The sequence below is a fragment of the Citrobacter sp. S46_ASV_140 genome, assembly GCF_018919545.1.
GTDB classification, from domain to species: domain Bacteria; phylum Pseudomonadota; class Gammaproteobacteria; order Enterobacterales; family Enterobacteriaceae; genus Citrobacter; species Citrobacter braakii.
On the sequence record NZ_JAHLRC010000011.1, the window covers coordinates 1 to 23,166 of the forward strand.

Annotated in this window: 24 protein-coding genes; 9 read left to right on the forward strand and 15 right to left on the reverse strand. The window is 52.8% G+C overall.

The window, feature by feature from the left end; genetic code table 11:
* Positions 1-268: 268 nt before the first annotated feature.
* Positions 269-835, reverse strand: coding sequence for a D-glycero-beta-D-manno-heptose 1,7-bisphosphate 7-phosphatase (gene gmhB / locus KQJ19_RS05290; protein WP_016151783.1), 567 nt, complete (start codon positions 833-835; stop codon positions 269-271).
* A 189-nt stretch (positions 836-1,024) separates the two neighbouring features.
* Between gmhB and metN the strand changes: the two genes are divergently transcribed.
* The 7 genes from metN to KQJ19_RS05325 all read left to right on the forward strand — a co-directional run bounded on the left by metN (position 1,025) and on the right by KQJ19_RS05325 (position 7,496).
* The gene (gene metN, locus KQJ19_RS05295; protein WP_216403404.1) at positions 1,025-2,056 is read left to right on the forward strand and encodes a methionine ABC transporter ATP-binding protein MetN; all 1,032 of its coding nucleotides are present in this window, start codon (positions 1,025-1,027) and stop codon (positions 2,054-2,056) included.
* Positions 2,049-2,702: a methionine ABC transporter permease MetI gene (locus KQJ19_RS05300; RefSeq protein ID WP_016151781.1), complete on the forward strand. Its 654-nt coding sequence runs from the start codon at positions 2,049-2,051 to the stop codon at positions 2,700-2,702. Before metN ends, KQJ19_RS05300 begins: the two co-directional genes overlap by 8 nt.
* A 44-nt stretch (positions 2,703-2,746) precedes the next feature.
* Positions 2,747-3,562 (forward strand): methionine ABC transporter substrate-binding lipoprotein MetQ, encoded by an 816-nt coding sequence (metQ, locus tag KQJ19_RS05305; protein ID WP_006686809.1) that lies wholly within the window; start codon positions 2,747-2,749, stop codon positions 3,560-3,562.
* A gap of 116 nt (positions 3,563-3,678) precedes the next feature.
* Positions 3,679-4,083: an Rcs stress response system protein RcsF gene (gene rcsF / locus KQJ19_RS05310; protein ID WP_016151780.1), complete on the forward strand. Its 405-nt coding sequence runs from the start codon at positions 3,679-3,681 to the stop codon at positions 4,081-4,083.
* Positions 4,080-4,787, forward strand: a complete 708-nt coding sequence (gene tsaA, locus KQJ19_RS05315) for a tRNA (N6-threonylcarbamoyladenosine(37)-N6)-methyltransferase TrmO (RefSeq protein WP_153689705.1) — start codon at positions 4,080-4,082, stop codon at positions 4,785-4,787. The genes rcsF and tsaA overlap by 4 nt, the downstream gene beginning before the upstream one ends.
* A gap of 113 nt (positions 4,788-4,900) precedes the next feature.
* A complete protein-coding gene (gene proS, locus KQJ19_RS05320; protein ID WP_016151778.1) occupies positions 4,901-6,619 on the forward strand; it encodes a proline--tRNA ligase in 1,719 nt (572 codons plus the stop codon).
* 52 nt (positions 6,620-6,671) lie between these two features.
* Complete coding sequence (locus tag KQJ19_RS05325; protein WP_053389214.1) at positions 6,672-7,496, forward strand: YaeF family permuted papain-like enzyme; 825 nt, start codon at positions 6,672-6,674, stop codon at positions 7,494-7,496.
* Positions 7,497-7,543: 47 nt separating this feature from the next.
* Here KQJ19_RS05325 and nlpE read toward each other — a convergent pair whose 3' ends face one another.
* Genes nlpE through KQJ19_RS05340 form a run of 3 tightly spaced genes read right to left on the reverse strand, consistent with a single transcriptional unit; the run spans position 7,544 to position 9,240 of the window.
* Positions 7,544-8,245: an envelope stress response activation lipoprotein NlpE gene (gene nlpE / locus KQJ19_RS05330; RefSeq protein ID WP_087121852.1), complete on the reverse strand. Its 702-nt coding sequence runs from the start codon at positions 8,243-8,245 to the stop codon at positions 7,544-7,546.
* A 30-nt stretch (positions 8,246-8,275) separates the two neighbouring features.
* Positions 8,276-8,698 carry an alternative ribosome rescue aminoacyl-tRNA hydrolase ArfB gene (gene arfB / locus KQJ19_RS05335; RefSeq protein WP_016151775.1) on the reverse strand — a complete coding sequence of 141 codons (423 nt, stop codon included), beginning with the start codon at positions 8,696-8,698 and terminating at the stop codon, positions 8,276-8,278.
* A complete protein-coding gene (locus KQJ19_RS05340) occupies positions 8,698-9,240 on the reverse strand; it encodes a YaeQ family protein (RefSeq protein WP_016151774.1) in 543 nt (180 codons plus the stop codon). Before KQJ19_RS05340 ends, arfB begins: the two co-directional genes overlap by 1 nt.
* A 188-nt stretch (positions 9,241-9,428) precedes the next feature.
* Here KQJ19_RS05340 and KQJ19_RS05345 point away from each other — a divergent pair, with 188 nt between their 5' ends.
* Complete coding sequence (locus KQJ19_RS05345) at positions 9,429-9,629, forward strand: YaeP family protein (RefSeq protein ID WP_003018499.1); 201 nt, start codon at positions 9,429-9,431, stop codon at positions 9,627-9,629.
* Entirely contained in the window at positions 9,616-9,876 is a 261-nt protein-coding gene (gene rof, locus KQJ19_RS05350) for a Rho-binding antiterminator (RefSeq protein ID WP_047417117.1), read from the forward strand. Before KQJ19_RS05345 ends, rof begins: the two co-directional genes overlap by 14 nt.
* 54 nt (positions 9,877-9,930) lie before the next feature.
* On the opposite strand, the gene tilS is transcribed toward rof, so the two are convergent.
* From tilS to skp, 11 genes are all read right to left on the reverse strand, one after another.
* Complete coding sequence (gene tilS, locus KQJ19_RS05355; protein ID WP_216403405.1) at positions 9,931-11,223, reverse strand: tRNA lysidine(34) synthetase TilS; 1,293 nt, start codon at positions 11,221-11,223, stop codon at positions 9,931-9,933.
* A 61-nt stretch (positions 11,224-11,284) separates the two neighbouring features.
* Positions 11,285-11,674 carry a VOC family protein gene (locus tag KQJ19_RS05360; protein WP_016151771.1) on the reverse strand — a complete coding sequence of 130 codons (390 nt, stop codon included), beginning with the start codon at positions 11,672-11,674 and terminating at the stop codon, positions 11,285-11,287.
* Positions 11,675-11,740: 66 nt separating this feature from the next.
* Entirely contained in the window at positions 11,741-13,879 is a 2,139-nt protein-coding gene (ldcC, locus tag KQJ19_RS05365) for a lysine decarboxylase LdcC (RefSeq protein WP_181221221.1), read from the reverse strand.
* 99 nt (positions 13,880-13,978) lie between these two features.
* Entirely contained in the window at positions 13,979-14,938 is a 960-nt protein-coding gene (accA, locus tag KQJ19_RS05370) for an acetyl-CoA carboxylase carboxyl transferase subunit alpha (protein WP_216403406.1), read from the reverse strand.
* Positions 14,939-14,950: 12 nt separating this feature from the next.
* On the reverse strand, positions 14,951-18,433 hold the full coding sequence (gene dnaE / locus KQJ19_RS05375) for a DNA polymerase III subunit alpha (protein WP_216403407.1): 3,483 nt from the start codon (positions 18,431-18,433) through the stop codon (positions 14,951-14,953).
* A 24-nt stretch (positions 18,434-18,457) separates the two neighbouring features.
* Entirely contained in the window at positions 18,458-19,054 is a 597-nt protein-coding gene (rnhB, locus tag KQJ19_RS05380) for a ribonuclease HII (protein WP_019078405.1), read from the reverse strand.
* Positions 19,051-20,199: a lipid-A-disaccharide synthase gene (lpxB, locus tag KQJ19_RS05385; RefSeq protein WP_047498529.1), complete on the reverse strand. Its 1,149-nt coding sequence runs from the start codon at positions 20,197-20,199 to the stop codon at positions 19,051-19,053. Before lpxB ends, rnhB begins: the two co-directional genes overlap by 4 nt.
* Positions 20,199-20,987 carry an acyl-ACP--UDP-N-acetylglucosamine O-acyltransferase gene (gene lpxA, locus KQJ19_RS05390; protein ID WP_003018525.1) on the reverse strand — a complete coding sequence of 263 codons (789 nt, stop codon included), beginning with the start codon at positions 20,985-20,987 and terminating at the stop codon, positions 20,199-20,201. Before lpxA ends, lpxB begins: the two co-directional genes overlap by 1 nt.
* A 3-nt stretch (positions 20,988-20,990) precedes the next feature.
* Positions 20,991-21,446, reverse strand: coding sequence for a 3-hydroxyacyl-ACP dehydratase FabZ (fabZ, locus tag KQJ19_RS05395; protein WP_003018528.1), 456 nt, complete (start codon positions 21,444-21,446; stop codon positions 20,991-20,993).
* 103 nt (positions 21,447-21,549) lie between these two features.
* Positions 21,550-22,575, reverse strand: a complete 1,026-nt coding sequence (gene lpxD, locus KQJ19_RS05400) for a UDP-3-O-(3-hydroxymyristoyl)glucosamine N-acyltransferase (RefSeq protein WP_047498531.1) — start codon at positions 22,573-22,575, stop codon at positions 21,550-21,552.
* A gap of 3 nt (positions 22,576-22,578) precedes the next feature.
* Positions 22,579-23,064, reverse strand: coding sequence for a molecular chaperone Skp (gene skp / locus KQJ19_RS05405; protein ID WP_016151765.1), 486 nt, complete (start codon positions 23,062-23,064; stop codon positions 22,579-22,581).
* Positions 23,065-23,166 lie beyond the last annotated feature (102 nt).

Sequence of the window (23,166 nt, forward strand, 5' to 3'; positions counted from 1 at the left end):
CTTCGAGTGCCCACACAGATTGTCTGATAAATTGTTAAAGAGCAGGTGCGACGCGCTTTAGCGCTCTGTCGCGAGGTGGCGTATATTACGCTTTCCTCTTTCAGAGTCAACCCTCATTTTCAGGTTTTTCTCTTCAACCGAACCGGCTGTTTGTGTGAAGTGATTCACATCCGCCGTGTCGATGGAGGCGCATTATAGGGAGTCGACTCAGGAAGACAAGCGGAAAAATGCATTTTTGTTTCAACCGCTCACCTTTTATCCATTGCGCTTACTTTTGCTGCTTTTTTATCGCCATTGGCAAGTCTGCCAGACTATTTATGACCAAATCTGCCGCATTTTCTGCTTCCGGCGTAACAGGTTTACCCGTGCGCACCAGAACCTTCGTTCCAACATTCGCCGCTGCCGCTGCCTGCATATCTTCTATCTTGTCGCCTACCATATAGGAAGCGGCCATATCGATATGCAGGAAGTCTCGGGCGGAGATCAACATTCCAGGATGCGGTTTACGACAGTCGCAGACCTGACGATACTCTTCTACTGTGCCCTGCGGATGATGCGGGCAATAGTAGATACCATCCAAATCAACGTCGCGATCGGCCAGCGACCAGTCCATCCATTCGGTCAACGTTTCAAACTGTGCCTCAGTAAATTTGCCACGAGCGATACCAGACTGGTTTGTCACGATAATGAGCGCGTAACCCATATTTTTAAGTTCACGCATGGCATCAATAACGCCGTCGATAAACTCGAACTCGTCAATCTCATGTACGTAACCGTGGTCCACATTAATGGTGCCGTCGCGGTCGAGAAAAATTGCGGGTACAGATTTTGCCACCTTTTATAGCTCCTGAATAAGGCATGTGGCTCTAGTATCGCATGTTTCGGCGGGCAAGAAAGTGCTCATCGTGCAAAGCTAGATTGATTTAGACGTCTGGATGCCTTAACATCCATCTTGTTGACGGCTTCGACCGTCCCAGACAGACGAAAATGCCACGGCTAACTTAATTACGATAATAAATAACCAATGATTAAACTTTCGAATATCACCAAAGTGTTCCAGCAGGGGACTCGCACCATTCAGGCGCTAAATAAAGTCAGCCTGCACGTTCCTGCCGGGCAGATTTATGGCGTCATTGGCGCCTCCGGTGCCGGTAAAAGTACGCTCATTCGCTGCGTTAACTTACTTGAACGCCCAACCGAGGGCAGTGTTCAGGTTGGCGGTCAGGAGCTGACGACGCTTTCTGAATCCGAGCTGACTAAAGCTCGCCGTCAAATTGGCATGATTTTCCAGCACTTTAACCTGCTTTCTTCCCGTACCGTGTTTGGCAACGTCGCGCTGCCGCTGGAACTGGATAACACGCCAAAGGAAGAGATCAAATGCCGTGTAACAGAACTGCTGGATTTAGTCGGCCTTGGCGACAAGCACGACAGCTACCCGGCCAACCTTTCCGGTGGACAAAAACAGCGAGTGGCGATTGCGCGTGCGCTGGCCAGCAATCCAAAAGTGTTGCTGTGTGATGAAGCCACCAGCGCACTTGATCCGGCAACAACCCGCTCGATTCTGGAATTATTGAAAGACATTAACCGTCGTTTGGGACTCACCATTCTGCTGATTACCCATGAGATGGACGTTGTAAAACGCATTTGTGACTGCGTGGCGGTCATCAGTAATGGTGAGCTGATTGAGCAGGACACCGTCAGCGAAGTGTTCTCCCACCCGAAAACGCCGCTGGCACAGAAATTTATCCAGTCCACGCTACACCTGGATATCCCGGAAGATTATCTGGAACGTTTAAAAGCAAAGCCAGAAGCCGACAGCGTGCCAATGCTGCGCATGGAATTCACCGGTCATTCGGTTGATGCGCCATTACTTTCTGAGACGGCCCGTCGCTTTAATGTGAATAACAACATTATTAGCGCGCAGATGGATTACGCCGGCGGCGTGAAGTTCGGCATCATGCTGACTGAAATGCACGGCACACAGGAAGATACACAAGCGGCCATTAACTGGTTGCAGGAACACCATGTAAAAGTAGAGGTACTGGGTTATGTCTGAGCCGATGATGTGGCTACTGGTTCGCGGCGTATGGGAAACGCTGGCAATGACCTTTGTGTCCGGTTTTTTTGGTTTTGTGATTGGCCTGCCGGTTGGCGTGTTGCTGTACGTAACGCGGCCGGGGCAAATCATTGAGAACGCGAAGCTCTACCGCACGCTCTCTGCACTGGTGAATATTTTCCGTTCCATCCCGTTCATTATCTTGCTGGTGTGGATGATTCCGTTCACCCGCATGATCGTTGGCACCTCTATTGGGCTGCAGGCCGCTATCGTCCCGCTGACCGTCGGCGCCGCGCCGTTTATCGCCCGTATGGTGGAAAACGCGCTGCTCGAAATCCCGACCGGGCTGATTGAAGCCTCTCGTGCAATGGGTGCCACGCCGCTGCAAATTGTACGTAAGGTATTACTACCAGAAGCACTGCCTGGACTGGTCAATGCGGCCACCATCACCCTTATCACGCTGGTGGGGTATTCCGCGATGGGCGGTGCCGTCGGTGCCGGTGGTCTTGGCCAGATTGGTTATCAGTACGGTTATATTGGCTACAACGCTACCGTCATGAATACAGTGCTGGTATTGCTCGTCATTCTGGTTTATTTAATTCAGTTATCCGGCGATCGCATCGTCCGGGCTGTCACGCACAAATAACGTTGCACACAACACTAAAAACTCATTAAGAAAAGGAAATAAGCATGGCGTTCAAATTCAAAACCTTTGCGGCAGTTGGAGCCCTGATCGGTTCTCTGGCACTTGTGGGTTGCGGTCAGGATGAAAAAGATCCTAACCACATCAAAGTGGGCGTTATTGTTGGCGCAGAGCAGCAGGTCGCAGAAGTCGCGCAGAAAGTGGCTAAAGAAAAATACGGTCTGGACGTTGAGCTGGTCACGTTTAACGATTACGTCCTGCCTAACGAAGCACTGAGCAAAGGCGATATTGATGCTAACGCCTTCCAGCACAAACCGTACCTGGATCAACAGATCAAAGATCGCGGCTACAAACTGGTTGCCGCAGGTAATACTTTTGTTTACCCGATTGCGGGCTACTCTAAAAAAATCAAGTCACTGGATGAGTTGCAGGAAGGTTCTCAGGTCGCGATTCCAAACGATCCGACTAACCTTGGCCGCTCCCTGCTGCTGCTGCAAAAAGTGGGCTTAATCAAACTGAAAGACGGTGTTGGTCTGCTGCCGACCGCGCTGGACGTGATTGAAAACCCGAAAAACCTGAAGCTGGTTGAACTGGAAGCGCCGCAGCTGCCGCGTTCCCTGGACGATGCACAAATCGCACTGGCGGTCATCAACACGACCTACGCCAGCCAGATCGGCCTGACCCCGGCTAAAGACGGTATCTTTGTTGAAGATAAAGATTCTCCGTACGTAAACCTGATCGTGACTCGTGAAGACAATAAAGATGCTGAGAATGTGAAGAAATTCGTTCAGGCATACCAGTCTGACGAAGTGTACGAAGCAGCAAACAAAGTCTTCAACGGCGGTGCTGTTAAGGGATGGTAATTTTAGGCTGTTTCCAGAATCTGTAATATCATCAGGACGGGCGCTTGCCCGTCTTGTCATTTATGCAAGCACCTGATTCAATATCTGACGTTTAGATCATTCATTGAGGAAATATTATGCGTGCTTTACCGATCTGTTTAGTAGCACTCATGCTGAGCGGCTGTTCTATGTTAAGCAGATCCCCTGTTGAACCCGTTCAAAGCACCGCTACCCCGCCTAAAGCGGAGCCGGAAAAACCCAAAGCACCGCGCGCGGCGCCAGTAAGAATCATTACTAACGCTGAAGATTTAGTTGGCAAACCGTTCCGCGATCTCGGCGAAGTCAGCGGCGAATCCTGCCAGGCATCCAACCAGGATTCTCCACCGAGCATTCCAACCGCACGCAAACGCATGCAGATTAACGCATCTAAAATGAAAGCAAATGCGGTATTGCTGCACAGTTGCGAAGTAACCAGCGGAACGCCGGGTTGCTATCGCCAGGCGGTTTGCATCGGTTCTGCACTGAACATTTCGGCGAAATGAGCCATTTTCAGCTCGAGCAAATAGGCGTTATCCGCTCACCTTATAAAGAAAAGTTCGCCGTTCCACGCCAGCCAGGTCTGGTGAAAAGTGCCAACGGTGAACTGCATTTGCTCGCACCTTATAACCAGGCCGATGCCGTTCGCGGCCTGGAAGCCTTCAGCCATTTGTGGGTGATTTTTGTTTTTCACCAGACAATGGAAGGTGGATGGCGTCCAACCGTGCGCCCTCCCCGTCTTGGCGGCAATGCCAGAATGGGCGTCTTTGCCACGCGTTCAACGTTTCGTCCGAACCCTGTTGGCATGTCGTTGGTTGAGCTGCGGGGCATCCGTTGCCATAAAGAGCATGTAATCCTTGAGCTCGGCGGGCTGGATCTTGTTGATGGCACGCCGGTAGTGGATATAAAACCGTATCTGCCGTTTGCCGAATCGCTGCCTGATGCTCGCGCCAGCTATGCTCAGGACGCGCCGCAGGCCAGTGTAGACGTGACGTTCAGTGAAGAGCTCGCTGAGCAACTACCAAAGCTCGAACAGCGTTACCCGCATCTTCGTCAGTTTATTGCCGAAGTGCTGGCGCAGGATCCGCGTCCTGCCTACCGTAAAAACGAGGAAGAAGGCAAAACCTATGCCGTCTGGTTGCTGGACTTTAACGTCCGCTGGCGCGTGACGCCGTCAGGATTTGAGGTCTTTGCTCTGGAAGCCCGCTAATTTGCATCGCGTACTCTTTTGACATCCCCTTCTCGCTGGTAAACTAAACCACTTTTGTTTTGTGCCAGGCTCATTTTGAGCCTGTTCGATCGTTCAACTGGAACCGTAACAACATGCGTACTAGCCAATATCTGCTCTCCACTCTGAAGGAGACACCTGCCGACGCCGAGGTCATCAGCCACCAGCTGATGCTGCGCGCCGGGATGATCCGCAAGCTGGCCTCCGGGTTATATACCTGGCTGCCGACCGGCGTGCGCGTCCTGAAAAAAGTCGAAAACATCGTGCGTGAAGAGATGAATAACGCCGGTGCGATCGAGGTGTTGATGCCGGTCGTTCAGCCTTCTGAACTGTGGGAAGAGAGCGGCCGTTGGGAACAATACGGCCCGGAACTGCTGCGTATTGCTGACCGTGGCGATCGTTCGTTCGTACTCGGCCCAACGCATGAAGAAGTGATCACCGACCTGATCCGTAATGAGCTGAGCTCTTACAAACAGCTGCCGCTGAACTTCTATCAGATCCAGACCAAATTCCGTGACGAAGTGCGTCCGCGCTTCGGCGTGATGCGTTCCCGCGAATTCCTGATGAAAGATGCCTACTCTTTCCACACCTCTCAGGAATCTCTGCAGGAAACCTACGACGCGATGTACGCTGCGTACAGCAAAATCTTCAGCCGTATGGGGCTGGATTTCCGTGCGGTACAAGCGGATACCGGTTCTATCGGTGGCAGCGCCTCTCACGAATTCCAGGTGCTGGCGCAGAGCGGTGAAGACGATGTGATCTTCTCTGACTCTTCCGACTATGCGGCAAACATCGAGTTTGCCGAAGCTGTTGCACCGAAAGAACCGCGCGCCGCTGCAACGCAGGAAATGACGCTGGTTGATACGCCGAACGCTAAAACTATCGCCGAGCTGGTTGAACAATTCAACCTGCCTATCGAGAAAACCGTGAAAACCCTGCTGGTGAAAGCGGTTGAAGGCAGCAGCTACCCGCTGGTTGCGCTGCTGGTTCGTGGCGATCACGAGCTGAACGAAGTCAAGGCGGAAAAACTGCCGCAGGTTGCCAGCCCGCTGACCTTCGCCACCGAAGAAGAAATTCGTGCGCTGGTTAAAGCAGGTCCAGGATCTCTGGGTCCGGTGAACATGCCTATTCCGGTGGTTATCGACCGTACCGTTGCGGTAATGAGCGATTTTGCTGCCGGTGCCAACATCGACGGTAAACACTATTTCGGTATCAACTGGGATCGCGACGTGGCCACCCCGGAAGTGGCTGACATTCGTAACGTGGTCGCCGGCGATCCAAGCCCGGATGGCAAAGGTACGCTGATGATCAAACGCGGTATCGAAGTGGGCCACATCTTCCAGTTGGGTACCAAGTACTCTGAAGCGATGAAAGCCGCCGTTCAGGGAGAAGATGGTCGTAACCAGACGCTGACCATGGGCTGCTACGGTATCGGGGTCACTCGCGTTGTGGCTGCTGCGATTGAACAGAACTACGACGATCGCGGCATTGTATGGCCAGACGCCATTGCCCCGTTCCAGGTTGCTATTCTGCCGATGAACATGCACAAATCCTACCGTGTGCAGGAGCTGGCTGAAAAGCTGTACGCGGAGCTGCGCGCGCAGGGTATTGAAGTGCTGATGGACGATCGTAAAGAGCGTCCAGGCGTGATGTTTGCTGATATGGAGCTCATCGGTATTCCGCATACCATCGTGCTGGGCGACCGTAACCTCGACAACGACGATATCGAATACAAATACCGTCGTAACGGCGAGAAAGAGCTGATTAAAACCGGCGACATCGTCGACTACCTGGTCAAAGCTATTAAAGGCTAATACCAGCACAAGGCCCTGAGGATCAGGGCCTTTTTTACATGGATTGTATAAAATGGCTAAACCAACGGCGTATTACCGCCTGCTCCTCCCCTTCGTTCTTCTGCTTTCAGCCTGCACGATTGACGTCAGTCAGCAAAATTCATCAGCAACCGCTGTTGATGCCCAGGCAAAGAAATGGGAGATAAAACTCCAGCATCAAAGCTCATTTACCGATCAAGCGCTGCATGAAATTACGGATACCGACCTCAGGCCGGGCGACCTGCTGTTTTCCTCTAGTCTTGGGGTGACCTCATTTGGTATTCGCGCGTTCAGCACCTCTTCTGTCAGCCATGTCGCCGTTTACCTTGGCGATAATGAAGTTGCCGAAGCGACCGGGGCGGGAGTACAAATCATTTCGCTCAAAAAGGCTGAAAATCACAGCGATAAGCTTTTTGCTCTGCGGGTCCCCAACCTCACGCCGCAGCAGGCCGAAGAAATCAAAACATTCGCTTATAAAATCAAAGATAGCGGCTATAACTACCGCGGCATCGTCGAATTTATTCCGTTTATGGTGACCCGGCAAATATGTTCATTGAATCCTTTCTCAGAGGATTTTCGCCAGCAATGCGTCAGCGGGCTGGCAAAAGCACAGTTGAACAATACCAGCGAAGGAGAAAAGAAGGCGTGGTTTTGCTCCGAATTCGTAACCGATGCGTTTGCCACAGCCGGGCACCCGCTAACAATGGCGCAGCCGGGTTGGATTAGCCCTTCCGACCTGATGCATATGCGCGAAGGTGACATTTCCGCGTTTAAGTCTGAAACGCAGCTACAGTATATCGGCCACCTGAAGTTAGGGATTTATATCAAAACCAGCCGTTTTGTTGGATTGATCCGATAAGGAAAAACTGTCCGGGCGATCGCCGGACAGTTTTTATAAGCTGCAGATTAATCATCGCAACTCTGACCAGGGATAAACTTAATTTCTTTATCCGCTCTTAAGGTTTTCACTGGCGTGCCTGTATCAGGATTTTCTTCCATCGTGAAGTGCCCTTCCACAGTAAGCAGAACTGCCTTATCCGTTGCACCACGCGCAGTCAGATAATCTCGCTCCAGTTGTGCATTGTTCGCGACAGAGACTCTTTTACCCGTCGCACAATCAGTGAAGGTTGCCGCGTCAGCCATATAGAAGTACATCCCCCGCATCGGCATTGGCGTCACCGGTAAGCTGGCAGAAACTGGCTCAAGCGTGTAGTTGAACTGTGACTCAATCGGGTTACCTTCACGATCGAGCATCTCCAGCGCTTCACCTTTTGCCCGGTAGTACGACTTTTCACCTTTGCTGTCAGTCAGCACCAGCTTATCGGCAGTGCGCGCCCATGTACCATAAGAAGCAAAGGAGGACGGTTCATCCCGCACGCCCTGATAGCGTTCGTTCATCACCCATGTGCCGTCTTTTTCCAGGAACAGAGAGGTTTCAATTCCTTCGCAGTCCGCGCAAGGCAAAATGCCACGCCAGCTTTGCTGCATCGGTTTTAATTCTGCCGCCCGCGTCGGCTGTAGTACATCGACTTCAGTACGGTTGTTACAGCCGATCAAGGAAAAAAGCGTGCATGCAGCGACCACGGACAATATTGCTGTTTTCACTATGAATTCCTTATAATTTTTTATTCCCGCTCGTCAGTCTTGCGTTCGACGAACTCTCCCACGCAGTGCTTTCACTGTGGATTTTTGCGCCTTCGATGACAACCTGCGCTCTTTCGAGGCGCGCGTAGGACGTGTTGCCTGTCGGCTTTTTTGCACCGCGGTTAATTCTTTTATCACCGCTACCAGTCGGGAGATTGCCGCTTCCCGATTTAACTCCTGGCTACGGTATTCCTGCGCCTTAATGATAATAACGCCATCGCTGCTAATCAGATGATGGCTGGCGGCCAGCAGACGTTCCTTGTAATACTCTGGCAGGCCTGAGGCCCGAATGTCAAAGCGCAAGTGGATAGCCGTCGAGGTCTTGTTAACGTGCTGACCGCCCGCGCCCTGTGCCCGAATCGCCGTGATTTCCAGCTCACTGTCAGGGATAGAGACGTTTCGGGAGATAACAATCATCAACGCGGCTGCCACGCGGTCAGATGAATTTCCAGATTGTTCTGAGAATCAGACAGCCAGATAGCGCCATCCTGGATAGTTGCCTGCAGCGCCATTGTACGACCAGCAAAATCACTCAGTTGCGCCAGCTGTTCATCATCCAGATACCACACGGTGAGATTTTTAAACTGCGCACACTTGTTCTGGTTTTGCTGCCACCAGATCTGGGCCGCACGGCTGTTGTAAGTAAACAGAGCAACCTCACCAGACTGGGTACAGGCTTTTTTAATACGACGCTCATCCGGCAGACCCAGTTCAATCCAGAGATCGATGCCCAGATGGTCGTTACGCAGCCATGCTTCAGGCTCGTCTTCAGCACTCAGGCCACGCGTGAACTGCAACCGTTCATCGGCATATTTAATCCAGGCCAGCAGGCGCAGCATCATGCGCTCCTGGGTTTCAGAGGGATGACGCGCCAGCGTCAAGGCCGCGTCAAGGAACTGGTTGCGGTCGAGATCCGCTACGTTGACGACGGCTTTATAAATTGTCGCTTTAAGCGCCATGAGAGAACTCCTTTCGAATCAGGCGCTCATTGTAGCGAAAACTGCGGCAAAAGGCTGCTAACAGCTCCTCAATCAAGGCGCTGATATTGCTTGAATGAGTATGGTATAGTCACCTTGCTAAACAGAGTTTATCTTCGTAGGCTTAGACTTGCATCCACGGTTAAGTCAGAGTGCTGACAGGAGGGCATGTGGAAAAATATTGTGAGTTAATACGCAAGCGGTACGCGGAAATCGCCAGCGGAGACTTAGGGTATATCCCGGATGCGCTGGGTTGCGTATTGAAGGTGCTTAATGAAGTGGCGGCAGACAGCGCCCTTCCAGAGTCGGTCAGGGAAAAAGCGGCCTATGCTGCCGCCAACTTACTGGTGAGCGATTATGTCAATGAATGAAACGTATCAACCCATCAATTGTGATGATTACGACAATCTTGAACTCGCCTGCCAGAACCATTTGTTACTGACGCTGGCGCTAAAAGATGGCGAAGTTTTGCAGGCGAAAGCGAATGACCTGGTTTCACGCAAAAACGTGGAGTATCTGGTCGCAGATGTCGCGGGTGAAACCCGGGAGCTTCGTCTCGATAAAATTGCCAGCTTCAGCCACCCGCAAATCGGTACCGTGGTCGTCAGCGAATCTTAACTTTTCTTGCACCTTATCAGGCCTAAATGACCAGGCCTGATAATCGCACCGCCATCAGGCATGCCAAATCAGACTCAGACCTTCTTCATCTACCGCCGCCCCCTCACGCGTCACAAAAACACCCGCAGCCGCAATCAACGTTTCACCGTAAAACAACAACGGCGTGGTATCTCGTCGCCAGGGCGGGATCCCCTGCTCCTGCCAGATTTTCTTTAATTTACGTCCACCGTTACGCCCGACAATATGCAATACGCCTGGCGCTTTAAAACGAATACTGATCGCTTCACCTGCTTGCGGCATGCGCAATTCGCCAGCAGAGATTAGCTGCACCGAGCCTAACCCGGCAGGCAATGTCAACGGCGTTTCCCGACATGACCACGGGATGACGGTTTCGCTTTGCCCGTCGACCGATTTAACCCACCATAGCTGTGACTGATAGCGACGGACCTCATATTCTCCTAGACGAAAACAGGGGGAAGCATCTTCTCGCGCCAACGCCACTTCCTGCCAGATACGTTCCAGCCCGTCCCGGGAAGGCATCGGCGCATTTAACCCCGCCAGCCAGCGACGCAGCAAAGCGGCACGCCGCACGCCACTCATCATCATTAACGGTGCCAGTAACAGTGTGCCTTGAACAGTCACGCAGTCGGCTAAATCGTTGGCCAGCAGTTCATCCAGTAAACTCTCCTGCTCGGCGCACAGCGCGGCGCTGCGGGCTGCGGCTTGCGCGAAGTGCGGCCATCGTTGTTGGAGCAACGGGGTAACGCGCAATCTGAGAAAATTGCGATCGTAGGCATCATCCTGATTACTTTCATCTTCGATCCAGCATAATTCATGCTGTCGCGCCCATACTTCAAGCGCCTCTCGCGTTTGCGCCAGCAGCGGTCGAATCAGTTGGGTTCCGGCAAATGGTGAGCTTTCGCCCATGGCGGAAAGCCCGGCAGGACCACTGCCGCGCTTAAGCGCCAGTAGAAAGGTTTCACACTGGTCGTCGAGATGCTGGGCGGTCATCAGCACTTCACCCGGTAGTAAGGTCTGCGCAAATGCCTGATAGCGCGCGCGTCGCGCCTGAGCTTCGATGCCCAGACCATCATCCTCAAGTTGGACCCGTTCAACCACCAGCGGCACCTGCCACTGTGCGCATACCGACTCACAGTGTTGCACCCAACTGTCTGCCTGCGGGCTTAATCCGTGATGAATATGGATTGCGCGCAAGGCAACCTCAGGATTTTGCGCTCGCCACAGTACCAGCTGATGCAGCAGCACGGTGGAGTCCAGCCCGCCGCTAAAGGCGGCCAGAATCGATTGAGAATTTAGCAGTGAAGTATTCAGCGTGAGTGTCGTCATGATGGTTACTTACAATGGCATTGCCCGGCACATTGCCGGGCTAATGCCACAATGATAAGACTTACAGCTCGTACAGTTCGAGCGGTAATCCGTCCGGATCGTTAAAAAACGTAAAGCGTTTGCCGGTAAACGGATCGATACGCACGGATTCGCACTTCACGTGGTGAGCTTCCAGATGCGCGATCGCTTTTTCCACGTCATCTACGCTGAACGCCAGATGGCGTAAACCGCAGGCTTCCGGTCGGCTCGGACGGCAAGGCGGAAATGGAAAAGAAAAAAGCTCAATCACATACTGACCGTTCAATGCCAGATCACCCTTCCACGAGTCACGTTCTTCCCGGTAGGCTTCGCTGATTAGCGTAAAGCCCAGCACATCACAGTAAAATGCCTTACTCGCCGCGTAATCCGTCGCAATAATGGCAATATGGTGAACCTGTTTTAATCCCAGCATAGCGTCATCGCCTCTTTCGTTTTTCTGCCAGCACGTTACTCGTGCGTAATGGGTTCACGCAAGTCGTCATGCCATTTTTAGGACTCGCACGCGATACACGCCATCCTCACCCAGTTTAGCGCCATGGATATCGGTTTCAAATCCGGGATAGTGATGACCCACTGAACACAACATCAGCAGAAAATCGAGTACAGCCCGACTTTTGGCCGTGATCATTTCCCCGGGCATCAAGAGCGGCACACCGGGAGGATAAGGCAGAATCATATTGGCAGAAATGCGCCCCACCAGTTGATCGAGCGCCACCGTTTCGACCTCACCTTTGATCTGCCGCTGCCAGGCCTGGTGCGGGGTCATTTTCATTTCCGGTAAGGTATCAAATGCCCGCAGCATCAGCCCGGAGAGATCGTGCTGGCGGATCAGCTTATGGATCCCCTGCGCCAGATCCTGAATACGCATATTACGATAGAAATCGGGATCCTCGGCATACAGATCCGGCAGCATATTTTTCACGCGTAAATTCAGATCGTACGAGCGTTTAAATTCCGTCAGGCCGCGCAGTAGCCCCATCGCCCGGGTTTTATCAATGCCAATACTAAACAGGAACAACAGATTATACGGTCCTGTTTTCTCGACAACGACGCCGCGCTCATCAAGGAATTTCGCCACCAGCGCCGCAGGGATCCCCTCTTCACTCATATTTCCCTGTTCATCCATTCCCGGCGTAAGAATGGTGACCTTCACCGGGTCGAGGAACATATGATCGGCGTCAGCATCAACAAATCCGTGCCAGTCTTCACCAGGCGCTACCGGCCAGCACTCCGCTTCATCTACCCTTTCCGGCTGCCAGATATCAAAGAACCAGCCATCCGACTCTTCGCGTAGCCGCTGCACTTCTTTACGGAAATGCAGCGCCCGCTCCACCGAACGATTGATCAACCGCTTGCCTGAATTGCCACGCAGCATTGCCGCCGCCGTTTCTATCGACGCGACAATCGGGTAGCTCGGGGAAGTGGAAGTGTGCATCATAAAGGCTTCGTTGAACGTCTCTTCGTCGTAGTCGCCCTTAATGTGGATCAGAGAAGCCTGTGATAGTGCCGCCAGCATCTTGTGGGTTGACTGGGTTTCAAAAATCACTTTCCCCGGCACCCGTTCGCCGCTCATCCCGCTTTTCCCCTGATAGATCGGGTGAAAATGGGTATACGGCACCCAGGCAGAATCAAAATGAATGGAGGGCACATCCAGGGTTTGCTTGATCCAGTTGGTGTTATACAACAGGCCGTCATAGGTGGAATTGGTGATCACCGCGTGTACCGGCCATTGCGCCTGAGGGGTCTCTTCTACCTTGCGTTCAATGCTTGCGCGGGTGAATTCCCGACGAGGTATACCGCCGAGGATCCCCAGCGCATTGCGCGTAGGCTTCAGCCAGATTGGCACCACATCGCTCATCATTAGCAAATGCGCCAGCGACTTATGACAGTTGCGATCAATCAGTAGCGTACTGCCTGAAGGCGCGGCATACATGCCGACAATCTTGTTCGACGTCGAGGTGCCGTTGGTCACCATATAGCTCTGCTCGGCGCCAAAGGTGCGCGCGATATACTCCTCCGCTTCCAGATGCGGGCCGGTATGATCCAGCAGCGAACCCAGTTCAGTCACGGAAATAGACACGTCGGCCTTCAGCGTATTGCCGCCAAAGAAATCATAGAACAGGCAGCCGACCGGGCTTTTCTGATACGCCGTTCCCGCCATATGTCCGGGCGTGCAGAAGGTGTACTTTCCTTCCTTCACATAGGTAAACAGCGCCTTGGTGAAAGGAGGCGTGATGTTATCGAGGTATTCGCTGGTGTACTGACGGATGCGGGTTGCAATATCTTCAGACTGGCCCAGCGCATACTCAAAAAACCACAGCGCCATGCGCAGGTCGTGCGCGCTAACATCCATCGTCGAATGGGTATTAATAAAGGCGTAGAGCGGGAGATACTCGTTGAGCTGGTTGATGTCACTGCACAGATCCAGACTGTATTCATCCCAGTCAAAAATGACACCGCAAATTCGTGGGTTATGTTCGATAAACTTAAGCAGGTCGACGCTATTCTGCGGCCAGATAATCTGAAACCCCTGCTGTTGCAGCGCACGCTCAAGTTCCTTGATGGGCTCATCTTTATAAAAGACGCCATGCGGTCCCATGATGGCAATGATATTCATGCGATCCTCCTGGAAAAACCTTAGTTAATCATAGCCTGGTGAAACCACAGGTAAAAAAAAGGGCCACAGCGTTGTGGCCCTTTTCAGAATTAATGCAGTTTACGCGTAACCGTAGCTCATCAGACGCTGGTAACGACGGTTTTTCAAATCATCTTTGCTTAACACGTCGAGGTCGGCGAGATCGGCCAGCAGTTGTGATTTCAGGGACGCAGCCATCACTTCCGGGTTGCGGTGCGCGCCGCCCAGCGGTTCCGGGATGATAGAGTCGATAAGCTTCAGCTCTTTCAGACGCGGCGCGATAATCCCCATCGCTTCTGCGGCCAGCGGCGCTTTGTCGGCGCTTTTCCACAGAATGGAGGCACAACCTTCCGGGGAGATAACGGAATAGGTGCTGTATTGCAGCATATTCACTTTATCGCCTACGCCGATCGCCAGCGCGCCGCCGGAACCACCTTCACCAATAACGGTGCAGATTACCGGTACGCTCAGACGCGACATTTCACGCAGGTTGCGCGCAATCGCTTCAGACTGACCACGTTCTTCCGCGCCCACGCCCGGATAAGCCCCAGGGGTGTCGATGAAAGTAATGATCGGCATATTGAAACGCTCGGCCATTTCCATCAGACGCAGCGCTTTGCGATAGCCTTCCGGTGCCGGCATGCCGAAATTACGACGAATTTTTTCTTTGGTCTCACGGCCTTTCTGATGACCAATGATCATCACCGGACGACCATCCAGACGCGCGATGCCGCCGACAATAGCTTTATCATCCGCATAGGCACGATCGCCCGCCAGCTCATCAAATTCATCAAATGCCAGGCGGACATAATCCAGGGTGTACGGACGCTGTGGATGGCGCGCCAACTGGGCTACCTGCCATGCGCCAAGATCGGCGAAGATTTTACGCGTCAGCTCTACGCTTTTTTCACGCAGACGATGCACTTCTTCATCGATGTTAATATCCAGTTTCTCATCCTGACGGCTAACCGCAGTCAGAGAATCGATTTTTGCTTCCAGCTCTGCAATCGGCTGTTCAAAATCAAGGAAATTCAGACTCATAGTATTCCTGTATTAGTCAAACTCCAGTTCCACCTGCTCCGAACCAATAAGGCCACGGAGATCGTTTAGCAAACGATCGCTCGGAGAAACACGCCACGTTGCGCCAAAACGCAATCGCGCACGTGCATCCGCCCTCTGATAGTAGAGATGTACTGGAATTGTCCCCGAGCGGTGGGGTTCCAGAGACTGACGGAGTCGGTTTAAAAGCTGGTCATCAATTTGCCTGTCCGTCAGCGAGATAGCAAGCCCGCGAGCATATTTTTCCCGGGCTTCGTCAATATCCATGACTTCACGGGCCATCATTTTAAGCCCGCCGCTGAAGTCATCAAAGCTGACCTGTCCGCTGACGATAAGTATGCGGTCTTTTTCCAGCAATTGCTGGTATTTATCCAGGGCGTCGGTAAACAACATAACTTCCAGACGCCCGGAACGGTCATCCAGGGTACAGATGCCGATACGATTGCCGCGCTTGGTGACCATTACCCGCGCAGCAATGACGAGCCCCGCAGCCGTGGTGACTTTACCACGTTCTGTCGGATGCATGTCTTTCAGCCTGTGGCCTCCAACATAGCGCTCAATTTCTTTTAAATACTGGTTGATGGGGTGTCCCGTCAGGTAAAGCCCTAACGTTTCACGTTCCCCCTCTAATACCACCTGCTCCGGCCACGGTGTACAGTTAGCATAAGACTGTTCAATTTGTTCCGGCTCTTCAGCCAGCACGCCAAACATGTCCGCCTGACCCGTTGCCTCGGCTTTCGCATGCTGATCGGCGGCTTTTAGCGCATCGTTGAGCGAATTCATCAGCGCCGCACGATGCGGACCAAGGCGGTCAAACGCCCCGGACATGATTAACTTTTCCAGCACCCGGCGGTTGAGTTTTTTGATGTCCGTGCGCGCACAGAGATCAAACAGCTCGCGGAAGTAACCGCCTTCGTTTCGCGCCTCAATAATAGCTTCAATTGGCCCTTCACCCACGCCTTTTATCGCGCCGATGCCATAGACAATTTCGCCATCATCATTCACGTGAAAATGATAAAGCCCGGAGTTGATGTCCGGCGGCAGGATTTTGAGCCCCATACGCCAGCATTCATCCACCAGCCCGACCACTTTCTCGGTGTTATCCATATCGGCGGTCATTACCGCCGCCATAAACTCGGCGGGGTAATGCGCCTTCAGCCATAGCGTCTGGTAAGAGACCAGCGCATAGGCAGCGGAGTGCGATTTGTTAAATCCGTAACCGGCGAATTTCTCCACCAGGTCAAAGATTTTCATCGCCAGTTCGCCGTCGACGCCGCGCTTTTTCGCCCCTTCTTCAAAGGTGCCGCGCTGCTTAGCCATCTCTTCCGGCTTTTTCTTACCCATCGCACGACGCAACATGTCCGCACCGCCAAGGGTATATCCGGACAGCTCCTGGGCAATCTGCATAACCTGTTCCTGATACAGGATAATGCCGTAGGTCGGCTCCAGTACCGGTTTCAGACACTCATGCTGCCATTGTACGTCCGGGTAGGAAATCTCTTCGCGACCATGCTTACGGTCGATAAAGTTATCTACCATCCCCGACTGTAGCGGACCCGGACGGAACAGGGCCACCAGGGCGATCATATCTTCGAAGCAGTCAGGCTGCAGACGTTTGATAAGATCTTTCATGCCGCGGGATTCAAGCTGGAAGACCGCCGTGGTCTCCGAGCGTTGCAGCATGTCGAAGCTTTTCTTGTCATCCAGCGGGATAGCGGCGATATCCAGCGGCGGCTCGCCGTTCTTTTCACGGCGCGCGTTAATCATTTCCAGCGCCCAGTTGATGATGGTGAGCGTACGCAGGCCGAGGAAGTCGAACTTCACAAGGCCGGCATATTCCACGTCGTTCTTATCAAACTGAGTAACCGGGTGCAGCCCCTGTTCATCGCAGTACAGCGGCGCAAAATCGGTAATTTTGGTCGGCGCGATAACTACACCACCGGCGTGTTTACCGGCGTTACGCGTGACACCTTCCAGCTTACGCGCCATATCGATCAGCGCTTTAACCTCTTCATCTGCCTCATAGATTTCCGGCAGTTGGGGTTCGGCTTCAAAGGCTTTTGCCAGCGTCATGCCCGGATCGGGCGGCACCAGTTTCGAAATACGGTCCACGAAGCCGTACGGGTGTCCCAGCACGCGCCCCACGTCGCGGATAACCGCTTTGGCCGCCATCGTACCGAAGGTAATAATCTGCGAAACCGCATCACGACCGTACATTTCCGCCACGTGTTCAATTACCCGGTCGCGTTTCTCCATACAGAAGTCAACGTCGAAGTCGGGCATTGAGACACGTTCCGGGTTCAGGAAACGTTCGAACAGCAGGTCAAATTCCAGCGGATCCAGGTCGGTAATTTTCAGCGCATAGGCGACAAGCGAGCCGGCACCGGAACCACGTCCAGGGCCTACCGGTACGCCGTTATCTTTCGACCACTGGATAAATTCCATCACGATCAGGAAGTAGCCAGGAAATCCCATCTGGTTGATAACTTTAAGTTCAACTTCCAGACGTTCGTCATAAGGCGGGCGCTTCTGCGCGCGAACTTCAGGGTCCGGGAACAAAAACGCCAGACGCTCTTCCAGACCTTCGCGCGATTTCGCCACGAGGAAATCCTCGGTGGTCATATCACCGGTCGGGAACTGTGGCAGGAAATACTCACCCAGACGTACCGTCACGTTACAGCGCTTAGCTATCTCAACGGTGTTTTGCAGCGCTTCCGGAATATCGGAAAACAGCTCGCACATCTCATCTTCGCTACGCATGTACTGCTGCGGCGAATAATTACGCGGGCGTTTCGGGTCGTCAAGGGTGAACCCGTCGTGGATTGCCACGCGGATTTCATGCGCGTCAAAATCACCGGTTTCAAGGAAACGAACATCGTTGGTCGCCACCACCGGAAGACCACGCCTTTCCGCCAGTTCTACCGCTGCATGCAGATAATTTTCTTCATCTTGTCTGCCGGTGCGGATAAGCTCGAGGAAATAGCAATTTGGAAAATGTTCTTCGTAAAACGCTACGCACTCATCAACCAGCGCGTTATTACCGCGCAGCAGGCTGCGCCCGACGTCGCCCATGCGGCCGCCGGAGAGCAAAATCAAACCTTCTTTTAACTCGGCCAGCCAATCCCGGTCGATGACCGGCCCTTCTGCGCCATAACCACGCTGATAGGCTTTCGATATCAACAACGTCAGGTTCTGATAGCCAGTATTGTTTGCGGCCAGCACGGTGAGCTGCGTGAGTTCATCGCCCAGCAGCTCGCTACGGACATGAAAATCTGCGCCAACTATCGGCTTGATACCCGCACCGTGACCCGCTCCGTAAAACTTCACCAGACCACACAGGTTGGTAAAATCGGTGATCGCCAGCGCAGGCATGCCTAACGCGGCCGCCTTTTTCACCAGCGGCCCGGTTTTCGCCAGCCCATCGATCATGGAGTAGTCGCTGTGCACCCGCAGGTGGACGAAACGAGGTTCAGACATCTTCAGATTCCTTCGACACAAGAATCAGGACGTGAGTCCCAGTGCGCGTTTGACGGGGCCAAAACTACGGCGATGGTGCTCTGTTGCGCCATGCATTGCCAACTTTTCCAGATGAAAAGCGGTTGGATAGCCTTTGTGCTGTGCAAAGCCATACTGCGGGAACACCGTATCCAGGGCCGCCATTTCAGCATCACGAGTGACTTTTGCCAGTATCGACGCCGCGCTAATCTCCGCCACACGGCTATCACCTTTTACCACCGCAAGCGATGGCACCGGTAATGCCGGGCAACGATTGCCGTCGATCAGTACGTATTCCGGCGCTATATGCAGACCCGCAACCGCACGCTGCATGGCCAACATGGTGGCATGTAAAATATTCAACTCGTCGATTTCATGTGGTTCCGCACGCCCCAGGCTCCAGCTTAACGCTTTTTCTTTAATCTCATCGAATAGCGCCAGGCGACGTTTTTCCGACAGTTTTTTTGAGTCGTTAAGACCGATAATAGGGCGAGCCGGATCCAGAATGACGGCGGCAGTGACGACCGCGCCGACCAAAGGACCACGTCCAACTTCATCTACACCCGCCACTAAATGCGTATGCGGATATACAAATTCAATCATTGCGCTAACTCCAGGACCGCATCCGCCGCCTGCTCATCAGCGTTGCAACGGATCTGCTGATGCAGTTCACGGAATGTGTCGTGCATCGCATGGCTGGTTTTGCCATTCGCCAGCAACGGCAACAGCGCTTGCGACAGCGCCTGCGGTTCGCACTCTTCCTGCAACAGCTCTTTAACCAGTTCTCTTCCCGCCAGCAGGTTAGGTAGCGAAACGTAATCGGTCTTCACCAGACGCTTTGCCAGCCAAAAGGTGAAAGGTTTCATACGATAGCCAACCACCATCGGGCATTTTGCCAGCATACATTCCAGCGCAGCGGTGCCGGAAGCCAGCAGTGCGGCATCGCTGGCAACCATCGCTTCACGTCCCATCCCATTAAGCAGATGTACGGAAAGCTCCGGCGCAACTTCAGCTTTAATGCGCTCAAACTGCTCGCGACGTTTGGCATTCACCAACGGCACTACCACTTCGAGATCTGGATAATGCTGGCGTAACAACTGCGCCGTTTTCAGAAAATCGGCGCTGAGCATCTCCACTTCTGCGCCACGGCTTCCTGGCAATAGCGCCAGGCAGTGAACGTCATGGGGAATACCCAGAACATCGCGAGCCGCGTTTTTATCCGGGTCCAACGGCATGGCATCTGCCATGGTATGACCGATAAAGCGGCACGGGACGTTAAATTTGTCATAAAACGCTTTTTCGAAAGGCAGAAAGGCCAGCACCATATTGGTGGATCTGCCTATTTTGAAAACGCGTTTCTGTCGCCAGGCCCACACAGAGGGGCTGACGTAATGAATGGTTTTAATGCCCTGCTTTTTCAAATTCCCTTCGAGGGTAATATTGAAATCAGGCGCATCAATACCGACGAAAACATCCGGCTTTAAGTCGGTAAATCGGCGAGTGAGATCGGCGCGAATATGCAGTAAACGGCGCAGGCGTCCGAGCACTTCAACAATGCCCATTACCGCCAGCTCTTCCATTTCGTACCAGGCTTCACAGCCTTCGGCCTGCATCAGCGGACCCGCCACGCCAACAAAACGCGCATTGGGAACGCGAGCCTTGAGTGCACGAATTAACCCTGCACCAAGAATATCGCCGGAGGTTTCTCCGGCGACGAGGGCAATCGTTAAAGGACGCTGCTCAGTCATTAACGAATCAGACCACGCGTTGAGCGCTCAAAGAAGTCGCTGAAAGCCTGAACTTCAGGGTACTGTTTCGCCAGTTCCGCGATTTCCGGTTTCACTTCTTCCAGCGTTTTACCGCTACGGTACAACGCTTTGTAGGCATTACGAATCGCGGTAATCGCTTCGCGGGTGAATCCACGACGCTTCAGACCTTCGATATTGACGCCAAATGGCGTTGCGTGGTTGCCCTGGGCGATAACGTACGGAGGCACGTCCTGAGCAACGCCAGAACAGCCGCCAACCATCACATGCGCGCCGATGATGCAGAACTGATGCACCGCAGTCATGCCGCCGATGATAACAAAATCATCCAGCGACACATGCCCGGCAAGCGTGGCGTTATTCGCCAGAATACAGCGGTTGCCTACCGTACAATCATGCGCGACGTGCGCATTAATCATCAGTAAGTTATCGCTGCCCACCTTCGTCACTCCACCGCCCTGCACTGTGCCACGATGAATGGTGACGCTTTCGCGGATGCGGTTGCGATCGCCAATTTCCACGCGGGTCGGTTCACCAGCATATTTCAGATCCTGGTTAACTTCACCGATGGAGGCAAACTGATAGATCTCGTTATCGCGACCAATTTTTGTATGGCCATTCACGACAACGTGAGACTTCAGTACGGTACCCTCACCAATTTCAACATGGGGTCCAACAATACAAAATGGGCCAATGTGAGCGTTAGCGCCAATGCTGGCGCCTTCTTCCACAATGGCAGTTGGGTGAATAAAGGCGGATTTATCAATCACGTATCAGGCCTCCCGGCTACGGGCACACATCATCGTTGCTTCGCACACAACTTTACCGTCGACCAGCGCAACCCCTTTAAAACGGGTCAGGCCGCGGCGCGTTTTCTCGAAAGTCACTTCCATGATCATCTGATCGCCTGGCACGACAGGACGCTTAAAGCGCGCTTCGTCAATACCCGCAAAATAGTACAGTTCACCTGGTTCCAGTTTCCCTACGCTTTTAAACGCAAGGATACCGGTGGCCTGCGCCATTGCTTCCAGAATCAGTACGCCTGGGAAAATAGGTTTACCCGGGAAGTGGCCCTGGAAGAAAGGCTCGTTAACAGATACATTTTTCACTGCGCGCAGAAAACGACCTTCTTCAAAATCCAGCACGCGGTCAACCAGCAGAAACGGAAAACGGTGCGGCAGAAGTTCTAAAATCTCTTCAATATGCAGAGTATGAGTGTTAGTAGTCAAAATACTCTTCCTGTCAAAATATACTAAAAGGCAATAATAACACGGCCTGTCGCAATCGTATGAATGGGACAGGCCGAAAAGTCAGACATGCAAAAACGGTGCTTTAGTCTTGTTGATTAACCTTGCGCTCAATCGCTTTGAGACGCTTGCTCATATCATCAATATTCATCACCAGTGCAGCTGTTTTACGCCATACCTTATTGGGCTGTAGCGGAATGCCTGAGGAATAGACGCCAGGTTCGGTGATAGGACGCATCACCATACCCATGCCAGTAACCGTGACTTTATCGCATATTTCCATATGCCCATTGATCACGCTGGCGCCGCCAATCATGCAGTAACGGCCAATCTTCAGGCTACCCGCCATAATGACGCCACCGGCTACCGCCGTATTGTCGCCAATCACAACGTTATGCGCAATCTGGCACTGGTTATCAATGATAACACCATTACCGATCACAGTATCGTCCAGCGCACCACGGTCAATGGTGGTACAAGCGCCGATCTCGACGCGATCGCCGATAATCACGCGACCAAGCTGCGGGATCTTCACCCAGTTACCGCGATCGTTCGCGTAACCAAATCCATCAGATCCGACGACAGTGCTGGACTGGATCAGGCAATTCTCACCGATCTGAATGTCGTGGTAAATCGTCACATTCGCCCACAAGCGTGAACCTGCGCCGATTTTAGTATTTTTTCCGACGAAGCAGCCAGCGCCGATAACGACGTTATCGCCCAGTTCTACGCCAGACTCAATGACCGCATTTGCGCCCACAGAAACATTATTACCCAGCTTCGCCGTCGCATCGATCACTGCACTCGGTGCAATGTTTTGTGCGGGCTGCGGCGTGGTATCTAAGATTTGCGCCATACGTGCATAGGTCAGGTAGGGATTCTTCACTACCAGCGCTGCACTCTTAGCAAAAGGAAGATCGTCCTGCGTCATCACAACGGCAGAAGCCTGGCATGTGCCTAAGTGTTCACGGTACTTAGGATTCACCATGAACGTGATATTGCCAGTTTGCGCAGATTGCATGGACGCTACGCCGGTGATGACGATATCGCCATCACCGTGTAATTCTGCATCCAACTGCTCTGCTAAATCAGCCAGTCGAATTGAAGGCATTACTTATTTAACCTGTTTCAGTACGTCAGCGGTGATGTCTTTTACATCGCTGCTGTTGTATGCAACGGTGTTTGCGTCAACAACCAGATCGATGCTCTGACTGTTAGCAACAGATTTCACAGCTGTCTGGATACGAGTAACCAGTTTGCCACGTTCTTCGTTGGAACGACGCGCACGATCCTGCTCAAAAGCCTGAGCTTTCTGAGAGAAAGTCTGACGCTGAGCCATGACGTCTTTTTCCAGCTTGGTACGATCGCTACCCGCTTTCATGGATTGCAGACGCTGCATTTTAGATTGCAGATCAGATTCCATACGCTGCAGTTCGCTGGCACGGCCTTTGAACTCGTTTTCCAGCGTAGCAGAAACGCCCGTCTTCTGTGCAACCTGTTGGAACAAGCTACCCATGTTGACGATTGCAATTTTGTCAGCAGCCTGTGCGGACGTTGCCATCGCTAAACCGAGACCTGCAGCTAATAACCACTTTTTCACAATTAACTCCTTACCATCCCATTTGCACCCGAAGGTACAGTTCTTTGCGTGGCCAGGCGATCCCATGCAAGATCGCCTAAAGTCATCGCTACACTACCACTA

Bases quoted from the DNA above. Each gene is read 5' to 3' on its own strand.
- metN (WP_216403404.1), top strand. From the start codon at position 1,025: ATGATTAAACTTTCGAATATCACCAAAGTGTTCCAGCAGGGGACTCGC.
- KQJ19_RS05300 (WP_016151781.1), top strand. From the start codon at position 2,049: ATGTCTGAGCCGATGATGTGGCTACTGGTTCGCGGCGTATGGGAAACG.
- metQ (WP_006686809.1), top strand. From the start codon at position 2,747: ATGGCGTTCAAATTCAAAACCTTTGCGGCAGTTGGAGCCCTGATCGGT.
- rcsF (WP_016151780.1), top strand. From the start codon at position 3,679: ATGCGTGCTTTACCGATCTGTTTAGTAGCACTCATGCTGAGCGGCTGT.
- tsaA (WP_153689705.1), top strand. From the start codon at position 4,080: ATGAGCCATTTTCAGCTCGAGCAAATAGGCGTTATCCGCTCACCTTAT.
- proS (WP_016151778.1), top strand. From the start codon at position 4,901: ATGCGTACTAGCCAATATCTGCTCTCCACTCTGAAGGAGACACCTGCC.
- KQJ19_RS05325 (WP_053389214.1), top strand. From the start codon at position 6,672: ATGGCTAAACCAACGGCGTATTACCGCCTGCTCCTCCCCTTCGTTCTT.
- arfB (WP_016151775.1), bottom strand. From the start codon at position 8,698: ATGATTGTTATCTCCCGAAACGTCTCTATCCCTGACAGTGAGCTGGAA.
- KQJ19_RS05340 (WP_016151774.1), bottom strand. From the start codon at position 9,240: ATGGCGCTTAAAGCGACAATTTATAAAGCCGTCGTCAACGTAGCGGAT.
- rof (WP_047417117.1), top strand. From the start codon at position 9,616: ATGTCAATGAATGAAACGTATCAACCCATCAATTGTGATGATTACGAC.
- tilS (WP_216403405.1), bottom strand. From the start codon at position 11,223: ATGACGACACTCACGCTGAATACTTCACTGCTAAATTCTCAATCGATT.
- KQJ19_RS05360 (WP_016151771.1), bottom strand. From the start codon at position 11,674: ATGCTGGGATTAAAACAGGTTCACCATATTGCCATTATTGCGACGGAT.
- ldcC (WP_181221221.1), bottom strand. From the start codon at position 13,879: ATGAATATCATTGCCATCATGGGACCGCATGGCGTCTTTTATAAAGAT.
- accA (WP_216403406.1), bottom strand. From the start codon at position 14,938: ATGAGTCTGAATTTCCTTGATTTTGAACAGCCGATTGCAGAGCTGGAA.
- dnaE (WP_216403407.1), bottom strand. From the start codon at position 18,433: ATGTCTGAACCTCGTTTCGTCCACCTGCGGGTGCACAGCGACTACTCC.
- rnhB (WP_019078405.1), bottom strand. From the start codon at position 19,054: ATGATTGAATTTGTATATCCGCATACGCATTTAGTGGCGGGTGTAGAT.
- lpxB (WP_047498529.1), bottom strand. From the start codon at position 20,199: ATGACTGAGCAGCGTCCTTTAACGATTGCCCTCGTCGCCGGAGAAACC.
- lpxD (WP_047498531.1), bottom strand. From the start codon at position 22,575: ATGCCTTCAATTCGACTGGCTGATTTAGCAGAGCAGTTGGATGCAGAA.